At 73.2% G+C, this 18,578-nt stretch carries 14 protein-coding genes; 8 read left to right on the top strand and 6 right to left on the bottom strand.

The genetic code is table 11. The annotated features are described in order from the left end of the window. Window positions 1–9: 9 nt before the first annotated feature. On the bottom strand, window positions 10–3,000 hold the full coding sequence (locus tag B0I31_RS14430; RefSeq protein ID WP_106615969.1) for an ATP-binding protein: 2,991 nt from the start codon (window positions 2,998–3,000) through the stop codon (window positions 10–12). Between the two features lie 306 nt (window positions 3,001–3,306). Then, complete coding sequence (locus B0I31_RS14425; RefSeq protein WP_106615842.1) at window positions 3,307–3,936, bottom strand: LysE family translocator; 630 nt, start codon at window positions 3,934–3,936, stop codon at window positions 3,307–3,309. A gap of 130 nt (window positions 3,937–4,066) precedes the next feature. Between B0I31_RS14425 and B0I31_RS14420 the strand changes: the two genes are divergently transcribed. From B0I31_RS14420 to B0I31_RS14390, 7 genes are all read left to right on the top strand, one after another. Next, window positions 4,067–5,272, top strand: coding sequence for an ROK family transcriptional regulator (locus B0I31_RS14420; RefSeq protein WP_106615841.1), 1,206 nt, complete (start codon window positions 4,067–4,069; stop codon window positions 5,270–5,272). 448 nt (window positions 5,273–5,720) lie between these two features. Continuing rightward, the gene (locus B0I31_RS14415; RefSeq protein WP_342751483.1) at window positions 5,721–6,941 is read left to right on the top strand and encodes an ROK family protein; all 1,221 of its coding nucleotides are present in this window, start codon (window positions 5,721–5,723) and stop codon (window positions 6,939–6,941) included. Further along, window positions 6,938–8,455 (top strand): sugar ABC transporter ATP-binding protein, encoded by a 1,518-nt coding sequence (locus tag B0I31_RS14410; protein ID WP_106615839.1) that lies wholly within the window; start codon window positions 6,938–6,940, stop codon window positions 8,453–8,455. Before B0I31_RS14415 ends, B0I31_RS14410 begins: the two co-directional genes overlap by 4 nt. After that, window positions 8,452–9,459 carry an ABC transporter permease gene (locus B0I31_RS14405; RefSeq protein WP_106615838.1) on the top strand — a complete coding sequence of 336 codons (1,008 nt, stop codon included), beginning with the start codon at window positions 8,452–8,454 and terminating at the stop codon, window positions 9,457–9,459. Before B0I31_RS14410 ends, B0I31_RS14405 begins: the two co-directional genes overlap by 4 nt. A gap of 51 nt (window positions 9,460–9,510) precedes the next feature. Continuing rightward, on the top strand, window positions 9,511–10,557 hold the full coding sequence (locus tag B0I31_RS14400) for a substrate-binding domain-containing protein (protein WP_106615837.1): 1,047 nt from the start codon (window positions 9,511–9,513) through the stop codon (window positions 10,555–10,557). Between the two features lie 31 nt (window positions 10,558–10,588). Further along, window positions 10,589–11,728, top strand: a complete 1,140-nt coding sequence (locus B0I31_RS14395) for a Gfo/Idh/MocA family protein (protein WP_106615836.1) — start codon at window positions 10,589–10,591, stop codon at window positions 11,726–11,728. Then, window positions 11,725–12,729: a sugar phosphate isomerase/epimerase family protein gene (locus B0I31_RS14390; RefSeq protein WP_106615835.1), complete on the top strand. Its 1,005-nt coding sequence runs from the start codon at window positions 11,725–11,727 to the stop codon at window positions 12,727–12,729. Before B0I31_RS14395 ends, B0I31_RS14390 begins: the two co-directional genes overlap by 4 nt. A 320-nt stretch (window positions 12,730–13,049) precedes the next feature. Here B0I31_RS14390 and B0I31_RS14385 read toward each other — a convergent pair whose 3' ends face one another. The 3 genes from B0I31_RS14385 to B0I31_RS14375 all read right to left on the bottom strand — a co-directional run bounded on the left by B0I31_RS14385 (window position 13,050) and on the right by B0I31_RS14375 (window position 15,598). Further along, window positions 13,050–13,439, bottom strand: coding sequence for a hypothetical protein (locus B0I31_RS14385; RefSeq protein WP_106615834.1), 390 nt, complete (start codon window positions 13,437–13,439; stop codon window positions 13,050–13,052). A gap of 191 nt (window positions 13,440–13,630) precedes the next feature. Continuing rightward, the gene (locus B0I31_RS14380) at window positions 13,631–14,800 is read right to left on the bottom strand and encodes a cytochrome P450 (RefSeq protein WP_106615833.1); all 1,170 of its coding nucleotides are present in this window, start codon (window positions 14,798–14,800) and stop codon (window positions 13,631–13,633) included. Beyond that, window positions 14,801–15,598, bottom strand: a complete 798-nt coding sequence (locus B0I31_RS14375) for an SAM-dependent methyltransferase (RefSeq protein WP_106615968.1) — start codon at window positions 15,596–15,598, stop codon at window positions 14,801–14,803. Between the two features lie 417 nt (window positions 15,599–16,015). On the opposite strand from B0I31_RS14375, the gene B0I31_RS41745 reads away from it, so the two are divergent. Continuing rightward, complete coding sequence (locus tag B0I31_RS41745) at window positions 16,016–17,602, top strand: serine/threonine-protein kinase (RefSeq protein WP_245949894.1); 1,587 nt, start codon at window positions 16,016–16,018, stop codon at window positions 17,600–17,602. Between the two features lie 19 nt (window positions 17,603–17,621). On the opposite strand, the gene B0I31_RS14355 is transcribed toward B0I31_RS41745, so the two are convergent. Beyond that, a complete protein-coding gene (locus tag B0I31_RS14355) occupies window positions 17,622–18,563 on the bottom strand; it encodes a GNAT family N-acetyltransferase (protein WP_106615832.1) in 942 nt (313 codons plus the stop codon). Between the last annotated feature and the right edge of the window lie 15 nt (window positions 18,564–18,578).

Here is an 18,578-nt window from a genome sequence, read left to right as displayed (position 1 = left end):
GCGCCCATGTCAGCGGTCGGCTGTGGAATCCGTGTGGAGGTCCATCTCCACACCGGCTCCCGCACCGGCTGCCGCGCGGGCCGACAGCAGGTGGGCGCCCTGTGCGGTGGCCAGTTCGGCGGCTGCGGCGAGTTCGGCCGCGTCACCCCGGGCCGTGCCGCGGACCCGGTGCAGCTCGGCCGCGAGCACCCGTTCACCGCCGGCCTCGGCCAGCGCCAAGCCCTCGTCGGCCAGCCGTTCCGCCTCGGCGTGCCGTCCGGCGACCAGGTAGGCGTCGGCCATCGCGGCGGTGGTGATCGTGCGGGTCGACCGCAGCCCGAGCCGGTAGATCGCGTCACCCGCGGCGCGCATCGCCGCCAGCCTCCCCGCGTCGCCACCGCGCACGGCCGCCCACTCGGCCACGAAGTCACCGGTCGTCACGAAGTGCCGCATGCCCTGCCGCTCGCCGGTCTCCCGGCAGCGCCGGGCCGCGGCACGCCCCAGCTCGACGTCGTGCTCCTGCAGCGCCAGCCACGCGGTGAACAGCGCGGCGTTGGCCCGGCCGTACGGGTCGTCGGCCCGTTCGGCGAGGTCGAGGGCGGCGGCGAGGTCCGCGCGGGCCGCCGCGCCGTCACCGCGCAGGGACCGCACCAGCGCGCGGAAGTCGTACGGGGAGAGGGTGGGCGTGCGGCCCGCCTGGCCGACGAGCTGCCGCGGGTCGACGTCGCGCAACCGGGCGACGGCCGTGCTCAGGTCGGCGTCGGCGGCGGCGAGGCGGCCGGTGAAGTAGCCGACCACGCCGAGCAGGTAGTGGCCGGCGGCGGGGATCAGGCCCTCGCCGGCCGTCAGCTGCCGGGCCAGGTCGGCGGCGATGGCGAACTCCGCCCGGTTGCAGGCCAGCTCGCCGAGCGTCCAGAGCGCGGGCCGCGGGTCGGTGTCCACGTGGGGGAGCAGCGCCCTGGCCCGCGCGGCGGCCCGGTCGACGGCGTCGCTGCCGATGCCCACGGTGATCTGGAGCAGCGCGGTGCGGCGCAGGTGCACGTCCAGTTCGCGTGCCGGGTGCCCGGCCAACAGCGCGGCGGCGCGGTCGAGGTGGGCCAACGCGTCCTCGTACGCCAGCCGGCGGGTGGCGTCCTCCGCGGCGCGCAACGTCCACCGCAGGTGGTCGTCGCCGTGGCCGAGGCCCACCGCCTGCCCGTAGTGGTGGGCCAGCTCCGCCGGGGTGAGCACGTCGGCGCCGGCGTCGGCCAGTCGGGCGTGCAGCGCGGCGCGTCGCGGCGGGGCCAGGTCGGCGTAGGCCGCCTGGGCGAGCAGCGGGTGCCGGAACCGGACCACGCCGGGACCGGCGCCGACCACCAGGTGTGCGGCGTGCGGGTGCGCGAGCAGGTCCGCGACGGCCGCGCCGGACGCCTGCGCGAGCACCCGGAGGTCCAGGTCGCGCCCGGCGACGCAGAGCAGGTCCAGGCAGTCGCGGGTGGTGCCGTCGAGCGCGTTCAGCCGCACCCGGACGGTGTCGCGCACGCTCGGCGGCGGCTCGCCCCCGGCCGGGTCGGGTGAGGCGAGCAGCTCGGTGATGAAGAACGGGTTGCCGCCGGTGCGCTCGACCAGCCCCGTCACCAGGTGCGGTGCCGGTTCGGTCCCGGTCCGACCGCGCACCAGCTCGGCGACGGCGTCCGCGTCCAGACCGGCGGGGCGCAGCTGCCGGAACCCGGGCGCGCGGGCGAGGTCGGCGAGCGTGGCGACCAGGTCGGCGTCGTGCTCGTAGGGGCGGAGCGTGAGCAGGACCAGCGTCCGTCCGGTGTGGACGGTGGAAGCGAGGTAGCGCAGCAGTAGCAACGAGTCCAGGTCCGCGGCGTGCAGGTCGTCCAGCACGACGACCAGCCCGGCCGGTGCGGCGACGGCGCGCACGAGGTCCGCGACGGCCTGGTAGGTGCGGAAGCGGGCCGCCCGGTCGACCCCGGACTCGGCCGGCGGCCCGTCGGCGAACCCGGCCAGCGCGGGCGTGCGGGCGGCGTCACCGGCCTGCGGCAGCGCAACCAGGGCGCGCACCACCTGCGTCCACAGCCAGAACGGCGGCGCCTGACCGAGGTCGGGGCAGCGGCCCCAGACGACCGGGACGCCCGCGGCCGTCGCGCGGCCGTCCACGGCGCGGGCCAGGCTGGTCTTGCCGATGCCCGCCTCGCCGACGATGGCCGCCACCCGTCCGGTCCGGAGAGCGGTGGTGAGCAGGTCGTGGAGTTCGGACAGCTCACCAGGCCGCCCGACGAGCCCGTGGCCGGGAGCCGCGGGTGCCGGCACGTCGTGGTCGAGGATCCGGCGGTGCAGGTCGCGCAGCTCCGCGCCGGGTTCGACGCCGTACTCGTCGGCGAGCACGCGACGGCCCTCGGTGTAGGCGGCGAGCGCGTCGGCCTGCCGCCCGGTCCGGTAGAGGGCCAGCATGAGCTGCGCGCGGGCGTGCTCGCGGCCGGGGTGGGCGGTCACGAACCGGCGCAGCTCCGGCACCACGTCCCGGCCGGTCGCGACGGCGGCGGCGAACCGCCCTTCCTCCGCCGCGAGCCTCGCCTCGACCAGCCGTGCCACGTCGGGCCGGACGGCGACCACGTCGACCAGGTCGCCGCGCCACAGGGCCAGCGCGTCGGTGTAGAGGCGTTCGGCGGTCGCCGGGTCGCCGGTCGCGGCGGCCCGCCGCACGAGATCGGTGAACCGGACGAAGTCGATCGCCTCCGGCGGCACGCGCAACCGGTAGCCGCCGGGGTGGTTGCGCAGCAGTTCGCCGGACGACCGCGCCCGCCGGTCCGGCTCCAGGGCGCGCCGCAGCCCGGCCACGTACGTGCGGAGGGTGACGTCGGCGCTGGCGGGCGGTCGGCCGTCCCACAGGGCGTCGACCAGCCAGTCAGCGGTCAGGACCTGGTTGTGGCGCAGCAGGAGCACCGCCAGCAGCCGCTGCTGCTTCGGCCCGCCCACCGCGACCGGTTCGCCGTCACGCGTCACGCGCAGCGGCCCCAGGACCTCGAACCGCAACGGCACTACCCCCTGGCTCGGTGGAGCCGCAGTTTACCGGGATCGGCGGACCTTCTCGGCGCGACCGCGGGCAGGGCCACCGGATCGTCCACAGTGGACGGACCGGTGGCGCGCGCCGCGATCAGCCGATCGTGCGGCGGCCGGCGCGAGGCAGGACAGGGCGCGACGTGCGCCAGGTCGGGGCCACCCGGCACCGACCGCGTTCCGGTGTCGTCGGGCGTGCGCCGTTTGCGCCACGGTGGTGAGCCGAGGCGGCCGTGCGCGAGCCGATCGCGAACGGTCGTACGCCGGTCGACGGCGCCGCGATCAGCGCTCCACGGCCAGTCGGACGCCGAGCCCGATGAACACGCCGCCGGTGGCGACGTCGATCCGGCGGCGGGCGGCGTGCCGGTGGCGCAACCAGCCGCCGATCCGGCCGGCCAGCACGCCGACCGCGCCGTCCACCACGAACTCCAGCACGATCAGGATCGCGCCGAGGATGACGAACTGGAGCCACACCCGGCCGAGGTCCGGGTTGATGAACTGCGGCAGGAACGCGATCGTGAAGGTGACCATCTTCGGGTTGAGCAGGTTGGTCGCCATCCCGGTGAGGAAGGCGCGGCGGCCGGACATGCCGCCGGTCACCGCCTCGCCGACCACGGTGCGCCCGCGGTGGCGGATGGCCTGCACGCCCAGGTAGACCAGGTAGGCCGCGCCGATCGTGCGGACGACCGTGAACGCCACCGGCACCGCGGCGAACAACGCGGCCAGGCCCGCCGCCGCGACGATGACGTGGACGGCCTCGCTCGTCGCCACTCCGGCGGTGGCCAGCAGCCCGGCCCGCGGTCCGCCGCGCATACCGCAGCCGAGGACGAACAGCATGTCGGGTCCGGGGGTGATCATCGCGATGATGGTGGTCAACGTGAACAGGGCGAGCAGGTGGTGGTCGATCGGCATGCCCGGATGCAACCACCCGGCCCGCGGGCCGCGCTCGTGAATTCCCGGTGACCGGGACCGGGCCGGTTCGTCGGAGGTGCGAGCGCGCTGTGCTGCGCGCCCGGAGGATCGCTGGCCGTAAATTGGTGCCATGAGCAGTGCGACGGGCAGCGGCCAGCAGCCGCGGGTGGTTTCCGGCAGGCAGTCGGAGCTGCTCGGCCTGCTCCGCGACGAGGGCGCGATGTCCCGGGTCGCGCTGGGGGAGCGGCTGGAGCTGCCGCGGGCCAAGCTGACCGCCGAGCTGGCCAGGCTGGTGGACGTCGGTCTGGTGCAGGTCGGTGGACCGGCGGCCAGCCGGGGCGGCCGGCGGTCGACGCTCGTCCACCTGGCCGACGACCTGCGCGTGCTCGGCGTGGACGTGGGCGCGACCTCGGTGACGGTCGCCGTCACCGATGGCCGGTGCGAGGTGCTGGAGAGCCGCAGCGAGGACTGCGACGTCCGCAGCGGGCCGGCGCAGGTGCTGAGCCGGGTCGCCGAACTGGCCGACGTCGTCTACGCCAAGGCGTCGGGCCGGTTGATCGGCGCGGGCATCGGCCTGCCGGGTCCGGTGAGCTTCCGCGACGGAATGCCGGTCGCGCCGCCGATCATGCCCGGCTGGGACCGCTACCCCGTGCGCGACGAGCTGGCGGGGCGGTGGGGCTGCCCGGTGACGGTGGACAACGACGTGAACGCGATGGCGTTGGGCGAGCGGCACGCGGGGGTCGCCCGGTCGCTGGAGGACCTGATCTTCGTCAAGGTCGGCACCGGCATCGGCTGCGGGATCGTGCTCGGTGGCAAGGTCTACCGAGGTGTGGCGGGCACCGCCGGCGACATCGGGCACATCAGGCTGGACGACTTCGGCCCGGCGTGCGCGTGCGGCGAGGTCGGTTGCCTGGAGGCGTACTTCGGTGGTTCGGCGCTGGCCCGTGACGCCACGACGTTGGCGCGCAGCGGCCGGTCCGTCGCACTGGCCACCGCGTTGCACGACAAGGGTGTGCTGACCGCCGAGGACGTCGGCACCGCCGCCGCGGCGGGCGACTTCGCGGCGGCGAACCTGGTGCGGGAGGGCGGCAGGCGGCTGGGGCACGTGGTCGCGTCGCTGGTCAGCTTCCTCAACCCGGGGATGGTGGTCATCGGCGGTGGGGTGTCGCGGTTGGGGCACTCGCTGCTGGCCGAGGTGCGCAGTGCGGTCTACCGGCGCTCGCTGCCGTTGGCGACGGGCAACCTGCCGATCGTGTTGTCGGAGTTGGGTGAGCTGGCGGGCGTGACGGGCGCGGCCTGGTCGGCGACCGACCGCGCGTTCTCCCCGGCGGGCTGACGCCGGCCGGTGGTTGTCGGGCCGGCTGGGTGTCTGTGGTTTCTTCCGGCTCGATTTGACACGGGGCCCTTACGGGCACTCCAGGCAGGCCAAAGCACCCGAACCCATGTCAAATCGGGCCTCCGCGGTCACCCTCCGGCCCCGTCGTGCTCCCGCCCCTCCGCGTGTCGAACCCTCAGGTCCCGCGTGTCCTACGTTCAGAACGCGTGAGTCCAACGCTCAGGGCGCGTGAGTCCAACGTTCAGCACACCTGAGTTCTACGTTCGGGTCCCGTCGTGGGTGCGGTGGCGGTGGTGATTTGCAGAAGCAATGGCGAGCTTCCGTCGAAACGGAGCGGACTTTTGCAACGAACTGACAAAAGTCGGCGCAAGTTCTTGTCAGGTCGTGCGGCTGACTGTCAGGATCGGCCGCAACTCACCCCCGAACGTGAGCTGAACCACCTCGTTCGATCGACTCCCTCGACGAAGTCGGAGCACCGATGCAGGCGCAGACCGAAGGCAGGCGCGAGGCCAACCTCGCCCTCCTCCTGCGCACGCTCCGCGCCCGCGGCCCGTTGTCGCGTGCCCAACTGGCCACCGGCTCCGGTCTGTCGAAAGCCACTGTCGCCCCGCTCCTGGCAGACCTCGAACGACGTGGCCTGACCGAACGCGCGGGCACCACGACGACCCAGGGCAGGCCCGGGCAACTGGTCCAGTTGCGTCCCGGCGCGGTCTGCGGCATCGGGTTGGACGTGCACCCCGGCCACCTCGGCGCCACGGTCACCGACCTGACCGGCGAAGTGCACCTGCGCCGCCAGACCAGCTGCGACACCAGCGCGCCCGAGCACGCCCTGGACCGGCTCGCCGACCTGACCCGCCGTGCCCTCGAAGACGTGCCGAAGGCCGACTGGGCCGGTGTCACGGTGGCGATCCCCGGCCGGGCCGACCGCGCGACCGGCACCGCCACCGCCGACCGGCTGCGCTGGCGTGACGTGGCCGTGGTGGACGGGTTGGCGGCGCGGACCGGCCTGCCCATCGGCCGAGTCGACCTCGACAACGAGGCCAACCTCGCCGTCCGCGCCGAGCACGACAGCGACCCCGTCGACGACCTCGTCTACCTGACCGGCGACCACGGCGTCGCGGCGGGCGTGATCGCCAACGGCGCGCTGGTGCGCGGTGCGGACAACCGGGCGGGCGAAGTGGGCCACATGGTGCTCGACCCGCTCGGCAGCACGTCCTGCGCCTGCGGTCGGCGCGGGTGCTGGGAGACGCAGGTGGGGCTGGACGCGTTCCTGCACGCCTGCGCACCGCGCCACGACCAGGTGCACAACCCGGAACTGGCGCCCGGTGAACGCATGACGATCCTGCGGACCCGCGCCGAACGCGGTGACGCCCGCACCCTCGACGCGCTGCACCGCACGGCCGCCGCCCTGGCCTCCGGCCTCTCCATCCTGGCGACCCTGCTCAACCCGCGCAAGATCGTGCTCGGCGGCTACTTCGCCGCCCTGCAGGACTGGCTGGTCGCGCCGCAACGGCACGGGCGGACGCTGGTCAGCGCGTCCACGCTCGGGTTCGCCGCCGGTGGCAGGGGTGCGGCGCTGGCCGCGCTGCGCCGGGTGCTCGACGACCCGACCGTCGTGCCCGTCAAAGCGCCCAAGGCGGGCGGTTCACACGAAGGGGCCTCGGCATGACCCTGCTCCGGATGACCGGCATCGGCAAGACGTTCCCGGGCGTGCGCGCGTTGGACCAGGTGGACCTGGAGGTCGCCGAGGGCGAGGTGCACTGCCTGCTCGGCCAGAACGGCGCGGGCAAGTCCACCCTGATCAAGGTGCTCGCCGGCGCGCACCAGCCCGACGAGGGCGAGATCGCGTGGCGTGGTGAGCGGACCGCGCTGCCGTCGCCGGTGGCCGCGTTGCGGCTGGGCATCGCCACCATGTACCAGGAACTGGACCTGGTGCCGGACGTCTCGGTGGCGGAGAACGTGTTCCTGGGCCACGAGCCGACCCGGTTCGGCTTCACCCGCCGCCGCGCGGCCCGCGACCTCACCAGGACGTTGATGGCACGCCTGGGCCACCCAGAGATCAGCCCCGACCGCGAGGTGGGCCGGTTGTCCGCCGCCGGTCAGCAGCTGGTGTCGATGGCCCGCGCCCTGGCGCACGACGCCCGGCTCATCGTGATGGACGAGCCGACCGCCGCCCTGGCCGCCGACGAGGTCGACAACCTGTTCCGCATCGTCGGCGAGCTCACCAGGGACGGTGTCGCCGTCCTCTACATCTCCCACCGCCTCGAAGAGATCCGCCGCATCGGCAGCCGCGTCACCGTGCTCAAGGACGGCCGCACGGTCGCCGCGAACCTCCCGGCCGACACCCCGACCGCCGACCTGGTCGACCTGATGTCCGGCCGCAAGGTGGAGACGGTCTTCCCACACCGCGAAACGTCCACTCTGGACACGTCGCGGGAAGTCCTGACGGTCACCGGGCTGACCCGCAGAGGCGAGTTCCACGACGTCGGCTTCCACGTGCACGCGGGGGAAATCCTGGGCATCGCGGGCCTGGTCGGCGCGGGCCGCAGCGAGATCCTGGAGACCGTGTTCGGCGCCCGCAAACCCGACGCCGGGCACATCGCGGTGGACGGCAAGCCCGTCCGGCCGGGCAGCGTCGTCGCCGCCGTCAAAGCGGGCATCGGGCTGGCACCGGAGGAGCGCAAGGCACAGGGCCTGCTGCTGGACCTGCCGGTCGCGCACAACGTGACGCTGTCCAGCCTCCCCGCCTACAGCCGCGTCGGCTTCCTGGACCGCGCCCGCGAGCTGAAGGACTCCAAGGCCACCCTCGAACGGCTCGACCTGCGGCCCGCCGACCCGCGCCGGCTCGTCGCCGAGTTCTCCGGCGGCAACCAGCAGAAGGCCGTCGTGGCGCGCTGGCTGGTCCGGGGCTGCAAGGTGCTGCTCCTGGACGAGCCGACGCGCGGCGTGGACGTCGGCGCCCGCGCCGAGCTGTACCGGGTGATCCACGAGCTGGCCGCGGCCGGCGTCGCGGTCGTGCTGGTGTCCAGCGAGGTCGCCGAGGTGCTCGGCCTCGCCGACCGCGTGCTGGTGCTGCGCGACGGCGAGGTGATCGCGGACCGGCGGGCCGACGAGCTCACCGAATCCGCCGTGTTGGACATGGTGATGGCGGGCAGCGCCGTCACCGAAGAGGAGGCGTCGTGACCGAGACGAGGGTCGTCGACCCCGAGACCGCCGCACCGGGGGAGCCGCGCAAGCAGCGGCGCAACCTCGACCTGAGGCTGACCGGGCTGCTCGGCGTGCTGGTGGTGCTGTGCATCGTCGGCTACGCCACCCGACCGGACAGCTTCCTCACCGAAGCCAACATCTCCACCATGCTGCGGCTGGCCGCGGCGATCGGCGTGGTGAGCGTCGGCATGACGTTCGTGATCATCAGCGGCGGCATCGACCTGTCCGTGGGGTCGATCGTGGCGCTGGCGGGCGTGTGGATGACGACCGTGGCCACCCAGTCCTACGGGCCGGTGGTCATGGTGCTGTGCGCGTTGCTGGTCGGCCTCGGCTGCGGACTGGTCAACGGGCTGCTCATCTCCTACGGCAAGATCGTGCCGTTCATCGCCACCCTCGCCATGTACGCGTCGGCGAAGGGCCTGGCCGAACGGCTCTCCGGCCGCCGCACCCAGGTCGTCACCGAAACCGGGTTCACCACGTTCTTCCGCGGTGACATCCTCGGCATCCCGGTGCTGATCTGGACGCTGGCCGCGGTGTTCGCGGTCGGCTGGGTGCTGCTCAACCGCACCACGTTCGGCCGCCGCACGTTCGCGGTCGGCGGCAACGCCGAAGCCGCCCGCCTGGCAGGCATCGACGTCCGCAAGCACACCGCGCTCGTCTACGGCCTCGCCGGCCTGTGCTGCGGCATCGCCGCGCTCATGGTCGTCGCCCGCACCACCTCCGGCGCGTCCACCAACGGCATGTTCTACGAGCTGGACGCGATCGCCGCGGTCGTCATCGGCGGCACGCTGCTCAGCGGCGGCCGGGGCTCGCTGATCGGCACGCTCATCGGCGTCCTCATCTTCACCGTGGTGGGCAACATCTTCACCCAGAACAACCTCGACACCGACATCCAGAACATCGCCAAGGGCGTGATCATCGTCGCCGCGGTGCTCCTCCAGCGCACCACCGCCCGCCGCCGCGGCGCGCACGCGACCTGACACGCCGACCCGACGCCTCCACCACCCCGACACACCACCCGGGAGTCAGCCATGCCCTCACTCGACCGCCGCCGCTTCCTTTGGGGCACCACCGCCGTCGGCACCGCAGCCCTGCTGGCCGGCTGCACGTCCAACGAGTCCGCCAACTCCGCGCCCAACGCCGTCGCGGGCGGCTCGGGCCAGAACAGCCAGCCCGGCAAGCAGGTCACCATCGGCTTCTCCGCGCCCGCCGCCGACCACGGCTGGATGGCCGCGATGACCAAGAACGCCAAGGCGCAGGCCGACGAGTTCTCCGACGTCACGTTCAAGGCCACCGAGGGCACCAACGACGTCAACCAGCAGATCGCCCAGGTCGAGACGCTGATCAACGACAAGGTCGACGTGCTGGTGGTGCTGCCGTTCGACGGCAAGGCGCTCACCGAGGTCGGCCGCCAGGCCATGGACGCCGGCATCCCGGTCATCAACCTCGACCGCGTCTTCGACACCCCGCTCGCCTACCGGCTGTGGATCGGCGGCGACAACTACCGCATGGGCGTCAACGCGGGCGAGTACATCGCCGCGCAGCTGAAGGCCAAGAACGTCAGCAACCCGATCATCGGCGAGGTCGCGGGCATCGACTCGCTGCCGCTGACCCAGGAACGCAGCCAGGGCTTCAAGGACGCCCTCGGCAAGGCGGGCTTCTCCGTGGGCCCGCGCGTCTCGGCGCAGTTCACCTCCGAGTCCGGCGAGCAGCAGACGGCCAACCTGCTCCAGTCCGCGCCCAAGCTGGACGCCCTGTGGAACCACGACGACGACCAGGGCATCGGCGTGATGGCGGCCATCGACAGCGCCGGCCGCAAGGAGTTCGTCATGGTCGGCGGCGCTGGCTCGCGCAACATGATGGACCTGATCAAGGCCGACAGCGGCGTGGTCAAGGCCACCGTCCTCTACAGCCCGTCGATGGCGTCCTCGGCGATCGCCCTGGCCCGCCTGCTCGGCCAGGCCAAGGGCATCGGCGACATGGCCGAGCACGACATCCCCGCGTCCATCACCACCTACTCCGCCGTGGTGACCAAGGAGAACGTCGACCAGTACCTCGACGTCGGCTTCGACTCCTGACCTGGTTCGACACTGCTGTGAAAGGCTGCTGATGACGGAAGAGATCGGCGTGGGCATGGTCGGCCACGCGTTCATGGGCGCGGTGCACTCGCACGCCTGGCGCAGCGTCCACCGGTTCTTCGACGTGCCCCTGACGCCCCGGCTGGCCGCGCTCGGCGGCCGTGACGCGGTGCGCACCAAGGAAGCCGCGACCAAGTACGGCTGGGCGGCCGTGGAGACCGACTGGCGCGCGCTCGTCGCCCGGGACGACGTCCACCTCGTCGACATCTGCACCCCCGGCGACACGCACGCCGAGATCGCGCTCGCCGCGCTCGCCGCCGGCAAGCACGTGCTGTGCGAGAAGCCGCTGGCCAACACGGTCGCCGAGGCCGAGGCGATGGCCGCCGCGGCGGACGAGGCCGCCGCACGCGGCGTCCGGTCGATGGTCGCGTTCAACTACCGGCGCGTGCCCGCGATCGCGTTGGCCCGCAGGCTGGTCGAGGAAGGCCGGATCGGCGAGGTCCGGCACGTCCGCGCGGTGTACCTGCAGGACTGGCTGTCCGACCCGGCGTCGCCGATGACGTGGCGGATGCGCAAGGAGAAGGCCGGTTCCGGCGCGCTGGGCGACCTCGGCGCGCACATCGTGGACGCCGCGCAGTTCGTCACCGGCGACCTGATCACCGGCGTCAGCGCCACCACCGAGACGTTCGTCCGCTCGCGCCCGGACGGTGACGGCTTCTCCGACGTCACCGTGGACGATGCCGCCGTGTTCCTGGCCCGCTTCTCGTCCGGCGCGCTGGGCACGTTCGAGGCGACCCGGTACGCGTTGGGGCGCAAGAACGCGATGCGGCTGGAGGTCAACGGCACGCGCGGCAGCCTGGCGTTCGACTTCGAGTCGATGAACGAGCTGTCGGTGTTCTCGGCCGACGACGGCTCGGCGGCCGGGTTCCGGCGGATCCTGGTGACCGAGGCCGATCACCCGTACGTGGGCGCGTGGTGGCCGCCGGGGCACCTGCTCGGCTACGAGCACACGTTCACGCACGAGGTGGCGGACTTCCTGACGGCCATCGGCGGCGGTGTCGAACCGGCGCCGAGCTTCGCCGATGGGCTGCGGGTGCAGCGCGTGCTGGCGGCGGTGGAGGAGAGTGCCGGACAGCAGTCGATCTGGACGACGATTGGAGAATCCCGATGAGCCGACCGGTCACGTTGTTCACCGGCCAGTGGGCCGACCTGCCGTTCGAGGAGGTGTGCCGGCTCGCGTCCGGGTGGGGTTACGACGGGTTGGAGATCGCCTGCTCCGGTGACCACTTCGAGGTCGACAAGGCGTTGGCGGACGACGACTACGTGCCCGCGAAGCGCGCCATGCTCAAGCAGTACGGGTTGGAGGTGTTCGCGATCTCCAACCACCTGGTCGGGCAGGCGGTGTGCGACGACCCGATCGACTTCCGGCACCAGGCGATCCTGCCCGCGCGGATCTGGGGCGACGGCTCGCCGGAGGGTGTGCGGCAGCGTGCCGCGGCGGAGATGGCGGACACGGCGCGGGCGGCGGCGCGGTTGGGCGTGGACACGGTGGTCGGGTTCACCGGGTCGTCGATCTGGAAGTACGTGGCGATGTTCCCGCCGGTGTCGCAGGCGGTGATCGACGAGGGGTACGCCGACTTCGCGCGGCGGTGGAACCCGATCCTGGACGTGTTCGACGAGGTGGGGGTGCGGTTCGCGCACGAGGTGCACCCGTCCGAGATCGCGTACGACTACTGGACGACCCGCAAGGCGCTGGACGCGGTCGGCAACCGTCCCGCGTTCGGGTTGAACTGGGACCCGTCGCACTTCGTCTGGCAGGACCTCGACCCGGTCGGCTTCATCCTCGACTTCGCCGACCGGATCTACCACGTCGACTGCAAGGACACCAAGAAGCGCTTCGACGGCCGCAACGGGCGCATGGGCTCCCACCTGGCCTGGGCCGACCCGCGCCGCGGCTGGGACTTCGTCTCGACCGGCCACGGCGACGTCCCGTGGGAGGAATCGTTCCGCGCGCTGAACGCCATCGGCTACCGCGGCCCGATCTCGGTGGAGTGGGAGGACGCCGGAATGGACCGGCTGCGGGGGGCGGAGGAGGCAGTCGGCTTCATCCGCCGCCACCTGTTCGACCCACCGACCGCCTCCTTCGACGCTGCTTTCAGCACGGGCGAGTGAAACCCGCCGGCGCCCACTCCACCAGCGGGCGCCGGCACCACCCGACCTCCATACTGACAACCCCCACCAAGCCCCACCGGTAAACACGATCGGGTGATCATCACCCGAAAATGTACGGAAACACCGTTACCGTCCCTCGGTTGCAACATGAGGAACCGCGACCACCCCGCACCCCCAACCCCCGCCACCCCACCCCCGCGAGCCACCGCACCCTCGCCAGCCACCCAACCTCCGACCACGCCCCACACCCATCCCACCGCCGCCCATCCCGCCGCACAGCCCGCCGCCGCCCAACTGCCTCCCGGCCGGCCCGCCGCCACTCAGCCGACTCCCGCTCGGCCCGCCGCCCAGCCGCCTCGCACCCAGCCGACCTCCACCCCGCTGCCGGCCGCGACCCAGGCCCCCACCACGCCTGGCCCCACCGCCATCGCTCCCGCCGCTGTCCTGGCCGTAGCCGACACCCGGCCCACCGCCCCGACCGCGCCTGCCGCCACTGGCCCGGCCGCGATGCCCCGCGCCGCAGCCCACACCCGGCCCACCACCACCACACCCGCCGTGTCGCCCGCCGCCGCGCCCGCCGCCGCGCCCGCCGCCGCGCCTGCCGCCATTGGTCCCGCCGTGTCGACCGCCGCGCCTGTGGCCGCATCCCGCACCCGGCCCGCCGACAGCACCGCGGCTGCCGCCGCCGCGCCCGTGGCGGCAGCCCACACCCGGCCTGCCGCCACCTCGCCTGCCGCGCCGGCCCAGAGCGGTCCGGTGTCCTCGGTGGACCCGAGCCCGTGCCGCAGTCCGGAGTTCCCCGCCCCGCCACCCAGCCTGCCCCCGGGTCCGGCCCGGCAGTGGAATTCGGGTGGGGTTGCGGCTGCTGCCCTGTCCGCGACCGCACTGAAGCCGGCGCGGGCTACCAGGTGATCGGCAGTGAGCGGAGGCCGTAGATCGGGGCGTCGAACTTGAACTCGACGTCCTCGAACGGCACGGCGAGGTGCAGGGTTGGGAGTTCCGTCACCAGGGCTCGGAGTGCGACGCGCATCTCCAGGCGTGCCAACAGGTGGCCGATGCACTGGTGCACCCCGCTGCCGAACGCGAGGTGTGTCCGCGCGTCCCGCCGCAGGTCGAGGCGGTCCGGGTCGGGGAACGCGGCCGGGTCGCGGTTCGCGGCGAACAGGGACGCGATCACGCCGTCGCCCGGCCCGAGCGCCGTCCCGCCCACGGCCGCCGAACCCGTCACCGCCCGCACCACCCCGTGGTGCACGGGGCTGAGGTAGCGCAGCAGCTCCTCCACCGCGTTGTCCACCAGCGAAGGCTCCGCGACCAGCGCCTCCCACCGCGCCCGATCACGCTGCAACGCCAGCACGGACAGCGCGATCGAGTTCGCCGTCGTCTCGTGCCCGCCCACGAGCAGCAGCACGGACATCCCGACGGCCTCCTCGTCGGTCAACCCCGGCTCCCGCACCAAACGGCTGATCAAATCGTCCCGCGGCTCCCGCCGGCGGGTGCGGATCAGGTCGGCCAGGTACCCGTGCAGCTCCTCCAGCGCCGCCCGCACCTGCTCCGCCGACAACGACCGGTCCAGGTGGGCACGGCTGCGGCTGGAGAAGAAGTCCTGGTCCGCCACCGGCACGCCGAGGAACAGGCAGATCACGTCGGACGGCACGGGCAGCGCGAACGCCGTCACCAGGTCCGCCGGCCGCGGCCCGGAACGCAGTGTCCCCAACCGTTCCCGCGTGATCCGCTCCACCTCGGGCCGCAACGCGGCCATCCGCCGCACGGTGAACTCACCGGTCAGCATCCGCCGGTACCGGGTGTGCGAAGGCGGATCGGTGACCAGGAAGCTCCCGGGCGCCGCCTTGCGGTCCACCACCGGCCGCAACTGCGGAAAACCCGGCCGGCTGGGATCGGACGAGAACCGGCCGTGATCCCGCAGCACCGCCCGCACGTCGTCGTACCGCGTCACCAGGTGCGCCTGCTGGCCGTGCCGCAACGACACCGGGCACACCGGCGCCTCCTCCCGCAGCGAAGCGAACTCCGCCGGAGGGTCGAACCCGGGACGTCGCGCGATCGGGTAGTCCACCTAGACGACCCGCCCCACACCGGCGTACACGCCCCGCGTGAGTCCCGCGGGCACACCGGGTTCGGGCCGCCACAGCGGCGCGTCGACAACACCGGGTTCCACGAGGTCCAGCCCCTCGAACAGCGCCAAGACCCGCTCGTACGGCCGGAAGAACATCGGGTCCGGGCTGGTGGCCATCGCCGCCGTCACCTCGGCCATCCCCTCCGGGTCGTGGTCGGCGGTCAGGTGCGAGATGGCCACGTAGCTGCCCCGCGGCAACGCGGCCCGGTACCGGGCGACGAGTCCCGCCGGGTCCTTGAGGTCGGGCACGAAGTGGTGCACGGCGACCATCAGCAGCCCGACCGGCTCGTCGGTGTCCAGCAGGCCCTCTACCTCGGGCGCGGCGAGGACGCTGTCGGGGTCGGTCAGGTCGGCCTGCACGATCTCGGTCTGCTCGTCCGTCCGGAGCAGCAGCCGGCTGTGCGCCACGGCGACGTCCTCGTAGTCGACGTAGACGACGCGGCTGGCGGGCTCGGCGCGCTGGGCGATCTCGTGGACGTTGCCCACGGTCGGGATGCCGGAACCCAGGTCGAGGAAGCGGGTGACGCCGCGGTCGACCATGAAGCCCACCGCGCGCCGCAGGAACGCCCGGTTGGACCGGGCGATGTCACGGGCGTGCGGTAATCGGGTCGTGATGAGGTCACCGACCGCCCGGTCACCGGCGAAGTTGTGGCCGCCGCCGAGGAGGTAGTCGTAGACCCGAGCGGCGGACGGCCGTTCGATGTCGATGCCCGCGGGCACCCAGTCGGGAACGGCCACGGTGATCTCCTCCACGGACGGTGTCGTCTCCGGCCGGACCAGCCTAGCCGGCGCCACCACCCGCACCGGACGCCGCTCAACCGCTCCGGCTCCCCGGCCGAACCCCCGGACCAACCCCCAGACCAACCCCGGCCCGACCGCTCACCTACCAGCGCTTGGGCCGATCGGAGTACACCGCCCAACGGCCTGGTCGACCGCCCGGGTGGTCGGATCCAGCGGCGGTGAAGCGATCAGCGCACGTCCACATAGGACTTCCCCGTGCCGGTGCCGAAGCGGGGTGGTGCGCAACTCACCGGCCGACCCGCGTGGTGAAGGGACAAACGACCACTGGAAGTGTTACGACTGAAACGCACGTTCGAGGGGTAACCCGATCGGGTACCCCCGGCGCCGGACGTGCGCGCGACGTTGGGAGCACGGGTGGAGGACCGCACAATCGCAGGCCGGTACCGGCTGACCGAGCGGGTCGGCACGGGTGGGATGGGGGTGGTGTGGCGCGCCGAGGACCAGCGGCTGCGCCGCGTCGTCGCGGTCAAGGAACTGCTGTCCCGCACCGGGTTCGACCAGGAGTCGATCGACCGCGCGATCCGGGAGGGGCGCATCGCGGCCCGCCTGTCGCACCCCAACGTGATCGCGCTGTACGACGTGGTCGAGCAGGACGGCCACCCGTGGCTGATCATGGAGTACCTGCCGTCGCGCAGCCTGGCCACGGTGATGACCGAACGCGGCACCCTCCCGCCCGAGGAGGTGGCCCGGCTGGGCGTGCAGCTGGCGTCCGGGCTGGCCGCCGCGCACACGGCCGGCGTCATGCACCGGGACGTGAAGCCGGGCAACGTGCTGGTCACCGAGTTCGGCACGGTCAAGGTCACCGACTTCGGCACCTCCCGCGCGGCCGACGAGGCCACCGTCACCGCGTCCGGGATGCTCGTCGGCACCCCCGCCTACCTGGCCCCGGAGGTGGCGCGCGGCGGCAAGGGCGAGTTCCCGGCGGACGTGTTCGCGCTCGGCGCGACGCTCTACGCGGCACTGGAGGGCACGCCGCCGTTCGGCGTGGACGGCAACACCATCGCCCTGCTGCACCGGGTCGCGGACGGCCGGTTCCCGCCACCGCGCAACGCCGGGCCGTTGACGCCGGTGCTGATGCGCCTGCTCGACCCGAACCCGGAGACCCGGCCGACCATGGCCGATGCGGAGCGGATGCTGCGCGACGTGCGGTTCGACGGCACGTCACCGCCTCTGCCTCCGCCGCCGGCCCCCGCGCCGACCGCGATCCTGGCCGCGCCCCTCGACCCCGTGCCGGACCCGGAGCCCGAGCCCGAACCCGAGCCCGCACCCGAACCGGCCAAGCCGACGACCGCCGAACCCGCGCCGGTCGACCCGGCTCCCGCCCCACCCACGCCGACCCACGTGGTGACCCCGGCCGCGCGGGGCGAGGAGAAGCGGGGCGACCGCAAGGCGCTCATCGCGCTCGCCGCAGTGGCCCTGATCGCCATCGCCGCCGTGGCGTACCTGCTCACCCGGGGCGACAACGCCGGCTCACCTTCGGCCGGGTCGACCACCACCGGCGAGACCACCACCACCGCTGCCGCCGCCGACCCGACGACGACCGACGCCCCGACCCAGACCACCGAGGAGCCCGAGCCGACCACGACCGCCGCCACCACGACGACGACCACGACCGACGCACCCCAACCACCTGCCGAAGTGGGCCCCGACCAGGCGTTGAGCGACTACTACGGCCTGCTGCCGAACAACCTGGAAACCGCCTACGGCCGCCTCACCGACGGGTTCAAGGCCGCGCGGGCGCAGACCTTCGCCGACTACCAGGCCTGGTGGGGGCAAATGAGCGCGGTGACCGTCAGCAACGTGCGCGCGGTCGGCCCGGAGCAGGTGGCGGCGACCGTGTCGTACACGTTCAAGTCCGGCGGAACGCAGTCGGAGGAGCACCTCTACACGCTGGTCAAGGTCAACGGGCAGTGGGCGATCGACAGCCAGCAGAACGCCTAGCCCACGACGAGCGCCCCGGTCACGCCAGCCGGCCGCGCCAGACGTCGATCACCAGCACCGGCCGCATGCCGACCGACTCGTACAGCCCCAGCGCGGGCGTGGGGTTGTTCGAGTCGACGTGCAGGATCGTGCCCACCCGCCCGGCGGACGCGTCCAGGTGGAACGCGTGCCCCAACAGGTGCTTCGCCACCCCGCGACCCCGCGCCTCCGCCAGCACGCCCAGGTGGCCGACGTACCCGCAGTCCTCGTCGGCGAACTGGTCGGTGCACGTCGCGAACCCGGCCGGACGCCCGTCCAGCTCGGCCAGCCACAGCCCCGACCAGTCGAAGATCGACTTGCTGTCCAGGTCCGCGTGCCACGCGTCGTAGCTCTTCGGCACGAACCCGAACTGGCCGGCGAACGACGCGTTCCACACCTCGTGCGCGGTCCGCCGCACGGCGGGGTCCACGCCCTGCCGCAGCACCAGCCCCGGCACCGGCGCGGGCGGCGGCACGTCACCGACGTGGTCGATCCGCATCCGGTGGAACGTGGTGCCGGCCTCGAACCCCAGCGCCGCCACCCGCGTCCGCAACGCCGTGTCGTCGCGGTAGACGCCCTGGTCGACGGTCACCCCGTCGTGCCCGCCCGCGCGCCCGATCTCCCGCGCCCGGTCCAGCACCCTGGTGAACAGCCAGTCGGCGATCGCCGGGTCCGCCGAGACCACGTCCACGTCGACCTCGTCGCTGCCGCTCTTGCCGTTCGCCGTCGCGTACCCGACCGGCTCGCCCGCCGGGCCCAACACCAGCCACGCGTCGCGCTCCAGGTCGAAGCCGGGCCGCCGCAGCTCGTCGCACATGTCCTCGAGCGTGTAGTCGGCGAACCCGATGACCGCCGTGGTGTAGGCGTGCACGAGGCCGAGGATCAGCTCGGCGTCCTCGGGGCGGGGCGGCCGGACGGTGTGACCGGCGGGAAGGGCGTCCATGGCGCACATGGTGCG

It is taken from the genome of Saccharothrix carnea, assembly GCF_003014735.1.
Lineage (GTDB): Bacteria > Actinomycetota > Actinomycetes > Mycobacteriales > Pseudonocardiaceae > Actinosynnema > Actinosynnema carneum.
This window is presented reverse-complemented; position numbering and strand designations above follow the sequence as displayed.

Excerpts from the sequence above, each read along its gene's own strand:
- B0I31_RS14355 (WP_106615832.1), bottom strand. The coding sequence starts at position 18,563 with ATGGACGCCCTTCCCGCCGGTCACACCGTCCGGCCGCCCCGCCCCGAG.
- B0I31_RS14425 (WP_106615842.1), bottom strand. The coding sequence starts at position 3,936 with ATGCCGATCGACCACCACCTGCTCGCCCTGTTCACGTTGACCACCATC.
- B0I31_RS14410 (WP_106615839.1), top strand. The coding sequence starts at position 6,938 with ATGACCCTGCTCCGGATGACCGGCATCGGCAAGACGTTCCCGGGCGTG.
- B0I31_RS14400 (WP_106615837.1), top strand. The coding sequence starts at position 9,511 with ATGCCCTCACTCGACCGCCGCCGCTTCCTTTGGGGCACCACCGCCGTC.
- B0I31_RS14395 (WP_106615836.1), top strand. The coding sequence starts at position 10,589 with ATGACGGAAGAGATCGGCGTGGGCATGGTCGGCCACGCGTTCATGGGC.
- B0I31_RS14420 (WP_106615841.1), top strand. The coding sequence starts at position 4,067 with ATGAGCAGTGCGACGGGCAGCGGCCAGCAGCCGCGGGTGGTTTCCGGC.
- B0I31_RS14390 (WP_106615835.1), top strand. The coding sequence starts at position 11,725 with ATGAGCCGACCGGTCACGTTGTTCACCGGCCAGTGGGCCGACCTGCCG.